The sequence below is a fragment of the Mycolicibacterium aromaticivorans JS19b1 = JCM 16368 genome, from assembly GCF_000559085.1.
GTDB classification, from domain to species: domain Bacteria; phylum Actinomycetota; class Actinomycetes; order Mycobacteriales; family Mycobacteriaceae; genus Mycobacterium; species Mycobacterium aromaticivorans.
Window position 1 is genome coordinate 310,370 of the sequence record NZ_JALN02000001.1, and the last position, 13,442, is coordinate 323,811.

General features: G+C 67.1%; 12 protein-coding genes. 4 read left to right on the forward strand and 8 right to left on the reverse strand.

Annotated features, from left to right (window positions below; translation table 11 throughout):
- Positions 1–7 precede the first annotated feature (7 nt).
- The gene (locus Y900_RS01460) at positions 8–961 is read right to left on the reverse strand and encodes a DUF389 domain-containing protein (RefSeq protein ID WP_036338175.1); all 954 of its coding nucleotides are present in this window, start codon (positions 959–961) and stop codon (positions 8–10) included.
- A 41-nt stretch (positions 962–1,002) separates the two neighbouring features.
- Between Y900_RS01460 and Y900_RS01465 the strand changes: the two genes are divergently transcribed.
- Positions 1,003–1,305, forward strand: a complete 303-nt coding sequence (locus Y900_RS01465) for a hypothetical protein (RefSeq protein WP_036338178.1) — start codon at positions 1,003–1,005, stop codon at positions 1,303–1,305.
- A gap of 25 nt (positions 1,306–1,330) precedes the next feature.
- Here Y900_RS01465 and Y900_RS01470 read toward each other — a convergent pair whose 3' ends face one another.
- The 4 genes from Y900_RS01470 to Y900_RS01485 form a co-directional block, all read right to left on the reverse strand.
- On the reverse strand, positions 1,331–4,231 hold the full coding sequence (locus Y900_RS01470) for an MMPL/RND family transporter (protein WP_036338181.1): 2,901 nt from the start codon (positions 4,229–4,231) through the stop codon (positions 1,331–1,333).
- Positions 4,228–4,656 carry an MmpS family transport accessory protein gene (locus Y900_RS01475; protein WP_036345506.1) on the reverse strand — a complete coding sequence of 143 codons (429 nt, stop codon included), beginning with the start codon at positions 4,654–4,656 and terminating at the stop codon, positions 4,228–4,230. Before Y900_RS01475 ends, Y900_RS01470 begins: the two co-directional genes overlap by 4 nt.
- Positions 4,657–4,929: 273 nt before the next feature.
- Positions 4,930–6,270: a hypothetical protein gene (locus Y900_RS01480; protein ID WP_036338185.1), complete on the reverse strand. Its 1,341-nt coding sequence runs from the start codon at positions 6,268–6,270 to the stop codon at positions 4,930–4,932.
- A 17-nt stretch (positions 6,271–6,287) separates the two neighbouring features.
- A complete protein-coding gene (locus tag Y900_RS01485; protein ID WP_036338188.1) occupies positions 6,288–6,779 on the reverse strand; it encodes a winged helix-turn-helix transcriptional regulator in 492 nt (163 codons plus the stop codon).
- A gap of 94 nt (positions 6,780–6,873) precedes the next feature.
- Here Y900_RS01485 and Y900_RS01490 point away from each other — a divergent pair, with 94 nt between their 5' ends.
- A complete protein-coding gene (locus Y900_RS01490) occupies positions 6,874–8,058 on the forward strand; it encodes a thiolase family protein (protein WP_036338192.1) in 1,185 nt (394 codons plus the stop codon).
- 4 nt (positions 8,059–8,062) lie between these two features.
- Positions 8,063–8,566, forward strand: coding sequence for a DUF302 domain-containing protein (locus Y900_RS01495; protein ID WP_081845255.1), 504 nt, complete (start codon positions 8,063–8,065; stop codon positions 8,564–8,566).
- Positions 8,567–9,112: 546 nt separating this feature from the next.
- Here the strand turns inward: Y900_RS01495 and Y900_RS01500 are convergent.
- Positions 9,113–9,544: a nitroreductase family deazaflavin-dependent oxidoreductase gene (locus tag Y900_RS01500; protein ID WP_036338198.1), complete on the reverse strand. Its 432-nt coding sequence runs from the start codon at positions 9,542–9,544 to the stop codon at positions 9,113–9,115.
- Complete coding sequence (gene aspS / locus Y900_RS01505) at positions 9,541–11,319, reverse strand: aspartate--tRNA ligase (protein WP_036338201.1); 1,779 nt, start codon at positions 11,317–11,319, stop codon at positions 9,541–9,543. The genes Y900_RS01500 and aspS overlap by 4 nt, the downstream gene beginning before the upstream one ends.
- A gap of 124 nt (positions 11,320–11,443) precedes the next feature.
- On the opposite strand from aspS, the gene Y900_RS01510 reads away from it, so the two are divergent.
- Positions 11,444–11,932, forward strand: coding sequence for an SRPBCC family protein (locus Y900_RS01510; RefSeq protein ID WP_036345508.1), 489 nt, complete (start codon positions 11,444–11,446; stop codon positions 11,930–11,932).
- On the opposite strand, the gene Y900_RS01515 is transcribed toward Y900_RS01510, so the two are convergent.
- Entirely contained in the window at positions 11,929–13,407 is a 1,479-nt protein-coding gene (locus Y900_RS01515; RefSeq protein ID WP_036345510.1) for a carboxylesterase/lipase family protein, read from the reverse strand. The two genes, Y900_RS01510 and Y900_RS01515, sit on opposite strands and share 4 nt — an antisense overlap.
- Positions 13,408–13,442 lie beyond the last annotated feature (35 nt).

Here is a 13,442-nt window from a genome sequence, read left to right on the forward strand (position 1 = left end):
CTAGACGCTAGTCGGTCTTCGGTCCCGCCCACAGTCGGCCCGTACCGTGGCGGCGCGTCTCGTGCCGGCGGCGCGTGGCCAACACCAGCACTCCGGCCACAGTGATGCCCACCAGGTTGATCGCCAGTTGCGCAGCGGATTCGGCGGCCACGTCCCATTCTCCGACCGACGCGGCGACGACAGCGAAACCTGCGGCGGGCACGGTGGTCACCGAGATGAACACCCCTACCAGGGCGGCGGATTTGGCCGACACCAGCGACAGCATTCCTGCCGCGCCGGCCAGCAGCGCGACCACGAACGACAACGGACCGACCCGAAAGATGAAGTCGACGTCGGTGAGTTGACGAGTGCTGCCCAGCTCGATCCAGCCCAGCGCCTCGCCGCCGAGCACGAACGCCGCGGTGACGGCCATGGCGACCGGGAACCCGACCAGCAGTGCCAGTGACGCACGGCGGGCCAGGTCCAGCCTGCGGCGCACCAGCGCCACCGCCAGGGCGGCCAGCGGCCCGAATTCCGGGCCGACGACCATGGCGCCGACCACTGTCACCGGAGAGTCGGTCACCACGCCGACCGCGGCGATCATGCACGCCAGGCACAGAAACAGCAGGAAGGTGATGTTGAGCGTGGACTCCTCGCGGGTGCGGGCCGCCAGCTCCTCCCAGACGATCGCATCCCCCGGGTCGCCGTCGGCCTGCTTCTCGGCGCGGTAGGCCGCGGTGGATACGACGGTGTCCACCACATCGAGGGTGATGGCGCCCTTGTGGTGCAAGTCCAGTGCCTTCAGGTCGTCGACGACGTCGTTGGCGCATTCACGTGCGATGTCGGCGGAGATCTCGTCACCCGGCGGGTCCAGCGCCGCCCCCTGATGCACCACCAGGTGCGTCACCCCGACCTGCCGCTGCAGGACAGCCAACACGTCGTCGCGAAGGTCGACCGGCGCGATCACCCGCAGATGCAGCACAATCGCGAGACTACTTCCCCAGGGGTGCAAGAATCTTCGTTGTGGATCGGCCCAAGCCGCGCTGGATACCCGCCCGTCTGTGGCCCTGGCTCAGCAACCGCTGGGTTCAGGCCGTCCTCGTGATCGCGCTGTTCGCCATCCTGGGCGTGATCTTCATGTTGACCTCGGACCGCAAGGACACCGACTACTGGGCCGGCTACGCCAACGGGCAGCGCTGGGTCGACGCTGGCGGCTACCAGGCGCACGAGGAGTCGATCGCGGCGTACTGCTCGAGCCAAGCCGCCCACCACGCCGCCAGTTACCGACGCGGCTGCGTGGACGGCGCCCACAACGCCATGCGCTGACTCGGACTGCTCCGGAAGCGGTTGGCTACTGTCTGGATTGGGCCGGGATCGGCTCGGTGTTCGCCGCCCGGGCCGCCGGGTTGGGCCACGGGCTCGGCACCGGACGTGGCCGCACTCGCTGCGGCCACCAGAACCACCGGCCCAATAGGGCGGCGATCGACGGCGTCATGAACGAGCGGATCACCAGCGTGTCGACCAGCAGGCCCATGCCGATGGTCGTGCCGACCTGCGCGATGACCGTCAGCTCGCTGAAGGCCATGGCCGCCATCGTCACCGCGAACACCAGGCCGGCGGAGGTGACCACCGAACCGCTGCCGCCCATCGCGCGGATGATGCCCGTCTTGAGGCCGGCCGGGATCTCCTCCTTGAGGCGCGCCACCAGCAGCAGGTTGTAGTCGGAACCGACCGCGAGCAGGATGACGATCGCCATCACCATCACCATCCAGTGCAGCGGACGGCCGATCAGGTCCTGCCAGATCAACACCGACAAACCGAATGACGTGCCCAGCGACAATGCCACCGTGCCCACGATCACCGCGGAGGCCACCACGGCCCGGGTGATGATCAGCATGATGATGAAGATCAGACACAGGGCCGCCAACCCGGCGATCATCAAGTCGTAGTCGGCGCTGTCCTGCATGTCCTTGAAGCTGGCCGCGGTGCCGGCGAGATAGATCTTGGAGCCCTCCAGCGGGGTGCCCTTGATCGCCTCGAACGCCGCATTCTTGATCGGGTCGATATGACTGAGACCCTCCGGTGACATCGGATCACCCTCGTGAGAGATGATGAACCGCACCGCTTTTCCGTCCGGCGACAAGAACATCTTCATGCCGCGCTTGAAGTCCGGATTGTCGAACGCCTCCGGCGGGAGGTAGAACGAGTCGTCGTTCTTGGCTTCGTCGAACGCCTTGCCCATCGCGCTCTGGTTGTCCTGCATGGCCGCGATCTGATCCTGCTGACCGGACTGGGTGCTCTGCAGGGTGAGCTGCATGGTCCGCATCGAGCGCATCGTGTCGATCATCGGCGGCATCAGCGTGCGCATCTGGGCCGTCAACAGGTCCAGCTTGTGCAGATCCGGTACTAGCAGCTGGAAGTCGTCGGTCATGGTGTCGATGCCGTCCAGGGTGTCGAACACCGACCGGATCGAGTTGCACACCGGGATGTCGAAGCAGTGCGGTTCCCAGTAGAAGTAGTTGCGGAGCGGCCGGAAGAAGTCGTCGAAGTCGGCGATGTGGTTGCGCAGCGTCTGGATGTCGGCCAGCGTCAGGTCCATCTTGCCGACCATGCTGTGGGTGACGGCGTTGAGCTGCCCGAGCAGGTCGTACATCTTCGTCATCTGATCGATGGAGACGTTCATGTCGTCGCCCATCTTCAGCATGTCCTTCATCCGGTCCTGCATGTAGGACTGGTTCAGCGTCTGCGTGGTGCCCTGCATACCCAGCAGGAACGGGATCGAGCTGTGTTCGATCGGGGTACCCAGCGGCCTGGTGATGGTCTGCACCCGTCCGATGCCCGGCGTGTGGAAGATGGCCTTCGCCACCCGATCGATCACCAGGAAGTCGGCCGAGTTACGCAGGTCGTGGTCGCTTTGCAGCATCAGGAGTTCAGGGCTCAGCCGCGCCTCCGGGAAGTGCCGCTCGGCGGCGGCGAACCCCTCACTGGCCGGAATGTCGGCAGGCAGGTAGTGCCGGTCGTTGTAGTCGGTTCGGTAGCCGGGCAGCGCAAGCAGCCCGATCAGGCAGACGAAGGTCGTCGCCACGAGGATCGGTCCCGGCCAGCGGACCACCGCGGTGCCGATGCGCCGCCAAAAACGTTCACGGGACGCCGCCTTGGGCTCCAGCAGGCCGAAGCGGCTGGCCGCGGTCACTACGGCGGGGCCGAGTGTCATCGCGGCGGCAACCACCACCACCATGCCGACGAACAGCGGAACGCCCATCGACTGGAACATCGGGCTGCGGGTGAAATGCAGACAGAACAACGCGCCGGCGATCGTCATCCCGGACCCGACGATCACGTGCCCGGTGCCGTGATACATCTCGTAATAGGCGGACTCTTTGTCCGCGCCCTTGCTGCGCGCCTCCTGATATCGGCCGAACAGGAAGATCACGTAGTCGGTGCCGGCCGCGATCGCGACCATCACGAGCAGGTTGACCGCGAACGTCGACAGTCCGATCAGGTGGTGATAGCCCAGGAACGCCACCACGCCGCGCGCCGCCGCCAGTTCGAGGAACACCATCACCAGGGCGATCAGCACCGTGACGATCGAGCGGTAGACCACCAGCAGCATCACGGTGATCACGCCGAACGTCAGACCGGTGATGATCTTGAGGCTGCGGTCACCGGCGATGTGGGTGTCATTGATCAGCGCCGACGATCCGGCGACGTAGGCCTTGATCCCCGGCGGTGCGGGCACGCTCTCGACGATCGACTTGACTGCCTCGACCGATTCATTGGCCAGACCCTCGCCCATGTTGCCGGCCAGGTAGGCCTGCACATAGGCGGATTTGCCGTCGGCGCTCTGCGACCCGGCGGCGGTGAGCGGATCGCTCCAGAAGTCCTGGATGTGCTCGACGTGGGTCTTGTCGGCCTCGAGCTTCTTGACGATCTCGTTGTAGTACTGGTGCGCAGCGTCGCCGAGCGGCTGGTCGCCTTCCAGCACGATCATCACCGAGGTGTTCGACTTGAACTCGTGGAATGTGTTGCCGATCGTGCTCATCGCGACCGACGAGGGCGCGTCCATCGCCGTCATCGGCACCGACTGCTGCTGGCCGACGACCTCGATCTGCGGCACGACGATATTGGTGACGACGGTCAGCGCCAGCCAGCCCAGGATGATCGGGACGGACAGCCAGCGCACCCACTGCGCGATGTGGGGCCGCCTCCCCGGTTCCGCTTGCGGCTTTTCGTCTTTGTTCAGCAGGATCATGCGGACTTGACCAGGCAGAAGGTCTGCGCGTTCACACCGGTGTTGGTCTTCTCGTCCTTGAGCTCGCCGTTGACGATGATCCGGCAACCGATCGTGTCACTGTCGCCCTGGGCGACGATGTTGGCCGATGCGGCCGGCGCGGTGGTTGTCAGGGTCAGCGACCACGGCAGGGTGACGTCCCGCGCGATCTGCGGCTGGGCGTCCAGGTCGAGGTAGTTGATGGTGGCGACGGCACCGGGCGGGCCGTAGATCTCGTACACCACGGTCTTCGGGTTGAACGGCTTGGTGTCATTGGCCAGGCCGCTACCGGGCCGGGTCGTCTCGGTCTTTCCGAACACGCCGTGCAGGCGGAAAACACCGAACGCGGCGATGGCGATCACCAGAACGATCACGATCGGCAGCCATATCTTGCGAAGGAGCTGCAGCGGTCCACGACGCTTGGTGCGGTGACCTGCGGATTGAGCCTGCTGCTTTCCCGGGCCGGCCGGAGCGTCGTCGGTTGGCGCGCCCGAGGCCGCGTAGGTCTGGCTTTCCAGCGTCACGACCGGACCCCCTTCTGGCCTCGCAGATCAGCCTGTCGATTCACCGCGGCCCCATTTAGCACCGCTACATAGTAGGACTAACGGATCTTGTCAGCATAACCCGTGTGATCAGCCTCATGGACCACCCGAATTTCTGACAGGTGTCACACGATCCGGTTACTCGATCGTGGCCGTGAGCCCGAATTCGTCGAGGACCTCACCTATTGAGGCCTTCAGCAGGTCTTTGCTGTTCGGGCCACCGGGACGCCACGCCGAGACCGAGAGCGAAACCTCACCGTTGACCTGACCCGCTGCCAGGAACAAGGTGCCACCGAGCCGGTCGAGAATGTCCGCCGTGATCCGCGACTCGAGCTGACGCACGACGATGTGATCGGCGTCGGTGCCATCGGGCCGGTTCACCGCCGGGTCCAGCTTCCCGAGATTGGAGCACCCGATCGGCGCGCCCGCGCCGAGCGCCATCCCCTCCAGTCGACGGGCCAGCCCGGGCGGGATCAGCGGCGCCAGCGCCACCGGTCCCAGCAGCTCGAAGCGGCTTTCTGACAGCGCGGCCAGGTTCTTCTTCAGTTCGGCACGCACATCGCGCAGGGTCTGCGTGACGTTGACAGGGTCGATGCTCACCGTCATCCCGGTGAGGGCGTTGGCCCGGGTGTCACCCTCGGTGCGTTCGCTGACCGGGAACTGCAGCCGGACCCGTCCGGTGTCGTCGACCCGACCTTGCTCCTGCCCGAGCTTCGCGGCGATTCCGGCGAACAACGAATTGCTGGTTCCGCCAAGGCTTTCCATGCGTTGTTGCCATTGATCCTCGTCGATGTACGCGACCAGCGCAGGCACGGTGACAAGCCGGCTTTCGTCGATCTCGGCCGGCGCCGGCGCTGAACGTCCAGCCGATGAGGTGAGTTCGTCCCGGCTGTTGCGGGCCAGTGTCACCGCGGCACCGATCGCCTTGGCGAAGTCGGGCACCGCACGCACCAGGGCCGCGGCGTCTTCGCGCAGGGCCTGCCCGCGGGTCCGGGCATGGGGCTGGGGATAGCCGAGGTCCCAGGTCTCGCCGCCGGCCGCCTGTTTGATGGCCAGGGTGATCGCCAGCCCGTCGCAGATCGAATGCGAGGCGATCAGCGTGACCACCGCCCCACCCTCCGTGAACGGCTGAACGGCCAGCCGCCAGGACGGTCCGCCCTCGGGATCGATCGGGACGCGAATCTGCTCGTCGAGCCAGTCCAAGGCCTCGGCGCGTGGCCGGGGGGCGGCCGCGATGTCGATGTCGGCCGGGCCGGTCCAGGCCACCCAGTGGTCGCGGCCGAAAGGCAGCGGCGAGCGCTCGATGCGGCGCCCCAACAGGCCGCGGCCGAGGTTGTGGTGAAAGCGACGCAGCCCGTCGAAGTCGACCGGGCGCTCATAGATCCAGGCGTACTGGGCCAGCGGTCCGCGACCGAGCGCCCGCAGTCCGAGGAAGGATCCTTGATCGATGTACGCCAGCGTGGAGTCCACACCGGCCATCGTAGGCGGGGGCAGGATCACCGCGACGCAGGCGCGGCGCCTTTCCGCTTGAGCTCCACACCCAGTTCCTCGGGTGGCACGAGATGCCCTCGTGTGCAACGGATTTCGACAGTCGCGTCGGCTCCGCACTCCAGGTGGGCCAGCCGCAGCCGGCTCTCGTCGGGAAGATGCCGCCGGCCCCACTCGAACATCGCCCACACCACCGGCATCAACTCGGTGCCCGAGTCGGTGAGCACATACTCGTCGCGCACCCGCTGCCCCGGCTCGCGGTAGGGCCGCCTGGCCAGCAGCCCGGCGTCGACGAGTTCGGCCAGCCGAGCCGACGTGGCGGCCTTGGTGATACCCACCCGTCGGGCAAAATCGTCGAATCGGGTGGTGCCGTAGTAGGCCTCCCGGAGGATCAGCATCGCCGACTTGGTTCCGATGACCGCCATGGTCTTCTCGATCGGGCATTTCCCGACCGCCGACCAGGCGTCGCGGTCGGCCAGGGGTCCCTGCAGCATTGTCACGTAAGTCACTCCATTTCTGAGTTGTTTTCACTATACCTAGGTGTTATAGCTGGGTATAGAGAGCAGTACTCAGCGACGAGTTCAGGAGGACAACATGGCCGGTTACTCAGGGCGCGACGCCGTCATCGTGGGGGCGGTCCGCACGCCGATCGGCAAGGGCAAACCCGGCGGCGCGCTGCACGGCGTGCTTCCGGCCGATCTGCTGGCGCACAGCCTCGCCGAGCTGGTCGCACGCACCGGTGTCGACCCGGTCGAGATCGACGACGTCATCGCGGGCGCGGTGACTCAGGCCGGTGACCAGGCGGTCAACATCGCCCGAAACGCGCTGCTGGGGGCCGGCTTCCCGGAGTCGGTGCCAGGGACCACCGTCGACCGGCAGTGCGGCTCGAGCCAGCAGGCGATCTCGTTCGCCGCGCAGGGCGTCATCGCGGGCGCTTACGACGTGGTGATCGCCGGCGGCGTGGAGTCGATGAGCCGGGTACCCATGGGGTCGTCGGTGCTGCCGGGCAGCGATCCGTTCGGCACCCGGTTCGCCGCACGCTATTCGGACGGCCTGGTGCCGCAGGGCATCAGCGCCGAGCTGATCGCCGCACGCTGGGGGCTCTCACGTGCCGAGCTCGACGAGTTCTCCGCTGCCAGCCACGAGAAGGCCGCGCAAGCCACCAAGGACGGGTTGTTCGACAACGAGCTCGTGCCGATCGCGGGCCTGCAGACCGACGAGATCATCCGTCCCGGAACGACGGTCGAGACGCTGGCCGGGTTGAAGCCGGCGTTCTACAGCGAGGCGTATGCGGCGCGCTTTCCGCAGATCAAGTGGGAGATCACGCCCGGCAACTCCTCACCGCTGTCCGACGGCAGTGCCGCGGTGTTGATCACCTCATCAGAGGTCGCGCGCCGGCACGGCTGGAAGCCGCTGGCGCGCATCCACACCACCACCGTGGTGGGCTCGGATCCGCTGTACATGCTGACCGGCGTCATCCCTGCGACGGAGAAGGTGCTGAGCAAGGCTGGACTCACCCTCGCTGACATCGACCTGTTCGAGGTGAACGAGGCGTTCGCCCCGGTGGTGCTGAGTTGGGCCCATGACACGGGAGCTGACTTGGCCAAAACCAACGTCAACGGCGGCGCGATCGCGATCGGGCACCCGCTGGGCGCCAGCGGCGCGCGGATCATGACCACGCTGGTCAACGCCCTCGATCAGCGGGGCGGCCGCTACGGCCTGCAGACCATGTGCGAGGGCGGCGGCATGGCCAACGCCACGATCATCGAGCGGCTCTGACATGGTGACAGAGACCAGCTTCGCCGGGGTCCGGGTGCGGCACGACAGCACCAAGAGTTACGACGACCTGGTTGCCGCGCTGCTCGCCGACATCGGCGAGCGGCCGGTGCCGATCGGCGACCTCGGAGCCGCCGGCGGTGATTGGCCGTCGTATCGGGAGCGGGTCGAAAAGTACGTAGGGCCAAGCGGATTCATGCTGTTCGCACTGCTCGACCATGGTGCCTGGATCACCAAAGCCGGCATCGCACGCAGGGTGTTGCGGGTCATCCTCGGCAACCCGTTGATCGCGATCACCATGCTTCGCCATGACGTGACGGCGGGCTTGTTCGCCCCGGTCGAGTTGCTGATCCTCGACGAGGACGCCGGCAGCAGCCTGACCTACATCAAGCCGTCGTCATTGATGGTCGTCGAGCCGAATCCGGAGCTGCTCAGCGCCGCCGAGGCGCTCGACAACAAGTTGGCGGACTTGGCCGCGAAGGTTACGTGCGAAAGCCCTACTGACCGCTGAATCCCGGTTCGATGCGGATGGCGGGTCCGCCGGCTATGTCGGTCGGTTCGCCGTGGATCGACGACGCCGTTTCCACAGCAGCGCCAGGACTACGACAACCGCCGCCGAAGCCGCGACACCCTTCCACGGTGTCTGTTTGCCGCTGCGGGTCGACACATGCGCTGAAACCTCGCCTTCCGGTCGACCCGGTCGAGCGGCACGGGACTCCTGGCTCGACGAAGCGATCGGCTGCCCGCCGCCATCGTGGGGCGCACCGCGGAGGCCATCGCCACCCTGCACCGGCGGCGACGAATCATCGCCGGCCGGAGGCCATGGATACGCCCAATTGCTATGAGCGGCTGCCTCCTCGGCTGCTTCTGATTCGGCCTGCCGCTGCTGCCGTTCCTGCGGATCCGGTCCCACTTCGCCCTCCTCCGTCTGTGCCGCGTCCGATCGCGACCCTGGGTGTGCTGGGCCGACACCGGGCACGACCGACCACCGACAGTGGATTACCCCGACGACCGCCGCCCATACATCAGTCGCGCAATCGTCGATGTACTCACGCGATCAGGCGCGGGCGAGCTCGAACAGCGGGATGACCCGGCTGGTCTTGGACTGGTATTCCCCGAACCCGGGCGCCTCGGCCACGACCTTCGGGTAGGCCTCGTCGCGCTCCTCGCGCGAGAATTCACGCGCGACCACGTCATAGGCATCGGTGCCGATCTCGATGTGCGCCCGCGGGTTGGCGCGCAGGTTGTGCACCCAGTCCGGGTTGGTGTCGGCGCCCGCCTTCGAGCCGATGATGATCAGCTTCCCGTCGACATGGAAGTAGGCCAGCGGAGCTAGCCGCGGCTCGCCGGACTTCGCACCGGTGGTGTGCAGCAGCAGCAGCGGGCGGCCTTCGAACGGTCCGCCGACGACTCCGGCGTTGGCCCGGAATTCCTCGACGATGTTCTTGTTGAAGTCGTTCAGCGACGCAAAGTCAGGGGTTTCGGTCATGGCTTGTCCAGCTTCTCCGGCTTGAAATCTATTCCGGATTCCTTGCGCTGTTGGGCGGTGATCGGTGCAGGCGCATCGGTCAGCGGGTCGACGCCACCGCCGGACTTCGGGAACGCGATCACCTCGCGGATCGAATCGACGCCGGCCAGCAGCGCCACGATACGGTCCCAGCCGAACGCGATGCCGCCGTGCGGCGGGGCGCCAAAGGTGAACGCGTCCAACAGGAATCCGAACTTCTCCCGGGCTTCGTCGTGATCGATGCCCATCATCGCGAACACCCGCTCCTGCACATCGCGGCGGTGGATACGGATCGACCCGCCGCCGATCTCGTTGCCGTTGCAGACGATGTCGTAAGCGTTGGCCAGCGCCGAGCCCGGATCTGTGTCGAAGGTCGCCTCCGACTCCGGCATCGGCGCGGTGAATGCGTGGTGCACCGCGGTCCAGTTGCCTGATCCCACCGCGACGTCACCTGCTGCCGTCGCATCGTCGGCCGGTTCGAACAGCGGCCACTTCACGATCCAGGTGAAGGCCCACGCGGTCGGATCGATGAGGTCGAGGCGCTTGGCGATCTCGATGCGCGTCGCCCCGAGCAGGGCACGCGCACCCTTGGGGGTCCCGGCGGCGAAGAACACGCAGTCGCCCGGCGCGGCGCCGACGTGGGCGGCCAACCCGGCGCGTTCGGTGTCGGACAGGTTCTTGGCAACCGGGCCGCTCAGCTCGCCGTCCTCACCGACCAGGACGTACGCCAAGCCCTTGTGCCCGCGCTGTTTGGCGAACTCCTGCCAGCCGTCCAGCGTGCGGCGCGGCTGCGACGCGCCGCCGGCCATGACCACCGCACCGACATAGGGCGCCTGGAACACCCGGAAGGGCGTGTCCTTGAAGTACTCGGTGCACTCGACGAGTTCGACTGCGAACCGCAGATCGGGCTTGTCGGTACCGAATCGGCCCATCGCCTCGTCGTAACACATCCGCGGGATCGGGGTGGTGAGGTCGTAGCCGATCGTGGACCACACGGCCCGCAGCACTTCTTCGGACACCGCGATGACGTCGTCGGCGTCGACGAAGCTCATCTCCATGTCGAGCTGGGTGAACTCCGGCTGGCGATCGGCGCGGAAATCCTCATCTCGATAGCACCGCGCGATCTGGTAGTAGCGCTCCATGCCCGCGACCATCAGCAGCTGCTTGAACAACTGCGGGCTCTGCGGCAGCGCGTAGAACGAACCGGGCTGCAACCGGGCAGGCACCAGGAAGTCGCGCGCCCCCTCCGGGGTCGACCGGGTCAGTGTCGGGGTCTCGATCTCGACGAAGTCGTGGGCGGCCAACACCGAGCGCGCAGCCGCATTCACCGTGGAGCGCAACCGAATTGCGTCACCGGGACCGCCGTGCCTGCGCATGTCGAGGTAGCGGTATCTGAGCCGCGCTTCCTCGCCCGGCTGCTCATCGAGCTGGAAGGGCAACGGTGCGCTCTCCCCCAGCACAGTCAACGCTGTCGCATTGACTTCGATCTCGCCGGTGGGGATTTCGGCGTTGGCGTTGCCCTCGGGGCGGATCCCCACCACGCCCTCGACGGCGACGCAGAACTCGGCACGCAGCCGGTGCGCCTGAGCCAGCACGTCGGCGTCGTGGAACACCACCTGCGAGACGCCCGACGCGTCGCGCAGATCGATGAAGATGACGCCGCCGTGGTCGCGCCGGGTGGACACCCAGCCGGCCAGCGTGACCGTCTGCCCGGCGTCGGAGGCCCGCAACGAACCGGCGGCGTGACTGCGCAGCACTGAAACTCCTGAAAATCGAGATACTGACGGAAAGAAATCGAGGGTTCAGTCTATGAGGTGCACCCGACCGGACATACGTCACCTCGATGTATGGTCTCCCACGGAGGTAGCCCCGATGACCACGATGTATCCCTGCGAGCGCGTCGATCTGACGTTCATTCGCGACGCGAAGTTCCGCTTCTCCAATAGCGTGGACCTCGCCATCACACCCGAGCAGCTGTTCGAGGTCCTCTCCGACGCCGACTCGTGGCCGCAGTGGGCCAAGGTGATCACCGGGGTCACCTGGACCAGCCCCAAGCCGTACGGCATCGGCACCACCCGCACGGTGAACATGCTCGGCGGACTGGTCGGCGACGAGGAGTTCCTGGCCTGGGAGCCCTACACCTACCTGGCGTTTCGTTTCAACACCTGCTCGAACAAGGTGGTGGCCGCCTTCGCCGAGGAGTACCGCGTGGAGGAGACACCGGGCGGCTGCCGGCTGACCTGGACCGTGGCGCAGAAGGCGAACGGTCCGGCCCGGTTCGGGCTGATCGTGGGCGGCCCGCTGATGAATCTGTCGTTCCGGTGGTTCCTGGCCAATCTGCGCCGCTACACCGACAAGCGGTTCCACTAGTACAGCCCGGCCCAGGCCTGTCTGCGCAGCGCGTCGGGGTCGTCGACCGAGACGTCGCGGTTGGAACGGATGACGCGAGTGGCGCGCCGCGCGGAGTCGTAGCGGGGCCAATCCTCCAGTTCGCCGTGGGTGGCGAAGTTCAGCCAGGTGCGCTGCATCCGGCGACCCACCGCGGGCTGCACGCGGCGGCCGAGCGGGTGGATTTTGCGGCCCAGATATGAGCCGTAGCTGTGCTGGATGTGCACGATCTCGCTGCCGTGGGTGGCGCCGAGCCCCAACATCCGCAGAGTCCACGTGGTGTGGTCGAACCGGTACACGTGGGTGGTGGCGTGCGGGCTGTAGGCGTCGGCGAAGGCCCATGTCGGCGCGCCGAACATGACGTCGGATCCCACCGCTATCTGCGCACGCCGGCGCGGATAGTCCGGATACCCGGCCAGCACTCGGTTCCGGGCGTCCGGCGCGACCCGGTCGAAGTAGGCGTCGATCCCGTCGGCGGTGGTCGGCAGCATCGGCGGTTTGGACCAGGCGAACATCGACGCCTCGTGGCTGTTGGTCCCGACGATCAGCGGCACCGGATTGACCTCACCGGCCCGCGCCGCGTCGATCGGATGCCGGGGCAACAGGTCCACGCCGTACGTGAGCCCGTAGGCCAGCGTCGGGGTGGCCTGGGCGCTGCGGCGCTGCATCTCCCCCGCCGCGCGGCGCAGCACTCGCTGCGGCAGCACCGGGAACGCGGCGGGGTCGGCGCCGACGAGGTCGACGAATTCGTGGGCGCGCTTGGCCCGGGTCGCCCGGTCGGCGATGAGCGGCAGCGCCGGACTCTGGGCGATCGCACGGGCGAACAACCCCTCGCCGGCCGGGCTGGCCAGCAGTGCCAGCACCGATGTCGCGCCGGCCGACTCACCGAAGATCGTCACCCGGCGCGGGTCTCCGCCGAAGGCGTCGATGTTGTCCTGAACCCAGCGCAGCGCCGCGATCTGGTCACGCAGGCACAGGTTGTCGGCGAATCCGGCGCCGAGATCGCCGAGTTCGAAGCCGCCGAACACCCCGAGCCGGTAGGTCACGTTGACCACGACGACGTCACCGTTGGCGGCCAGCCGGGACCCGTTGTAGAGCTGCAACTGCCCCGCGCCGTAGACGAAGGCTCCCCCGGGGATCCAGACCATGACGGGCAACGGGGTATCCGTCGCCGGCGCCCAGATCGTCAACGTCAGGCAGGCCTCGTCGCGGATCTTCGGGTCGTCACGGCCGCCGCCGACGAACGAGCGGCCCTGTGGCGGCACGGGCCCGTGCTCGACGGCGTCACGCACCCCGGCCCACGGTTGCACGGGGGCGGGAGCGCGAAAACGGCGCTCCCCGATGGGTTGTTGGGCATAGGGAATGCCGCGCCAGACCCGCACACCGCTTTCGGTGGTTCCGCGCAACGCACCCAGGGTGGTGTGAGCCACGGTCGACGGATCCGCGACGACGGTCACGACGAAATCGTAGTGTGGCAAGGTGAACGCGGCGG